This window comes from Oleiphilus sp. HI0086 (genome assembly GCF_001635225.1).
In genome coordinates, this window is record NZ_LWFZ01000520.1 from 1 (window position 1) to 561 (window position 561).

The window sequence follows — 561 nt, forward strand, 5'->3', positions numbered from 1 at the left end:
TAAACTTCTTAGCCGCTTCTTGCTCTTCAATTCCCGCAGACTGGATTAGAAAAACAAAAGGACCAGCACTACCATCCATAATGGGTACTTCTTCAGCACTTAACTCAACACGGCAGTTATCAATACCTAAACCAGCCATGGCTGAAAGCAAATGCTCTACAGTCGCTACTTTAACGCCGTCTTTAACAAGCGTTGTTGAAAGCAAAGTCTCACCTACGTTTTCCGCACGCGCTTCTATCTCCACAGCTGGAGACAAATCGGTACGACAAAACACAATCCCTGAGTCGATCGGTGCAGGCATAAGCGTTAAATACACCTTTTTACCTGAATGAAGACCCACTCCAGTGGCTCGAATTGTATTCTTTAATGTGCGCTGTTTAATCATATTTTGATTTCTATCAACCTTTATAAATTGCTGAACTGGTCAAAAAACAGGCGCATAATAACAGAATGCGCCGAATTTCCCAACTAAAACGATCAACTATTCATCAAGATGTAATATTAGGCGCGGATAATTAATCCGCTTGACGCCTCAAAAATGCTGGTATATCCAAGTAATCA

At 41.5% G+C, this 561-nt stretch carries 1 protein-coding gene; it reads right to left on the bottom strand.

Features of this window, described 5'->3' with window-relative positions:
* A partial coding sequence (locus A3756_RS06405) for a UDP-3-O-acyl-N-acetylglucosamine deacetylase (protein ID WP_197481220.1) occupies window positions 1–385 on the bottom strand: 385 nt, incomplete at its 3' end.
* Window positions 386–561: the final 176 nt, after the last annotated feature.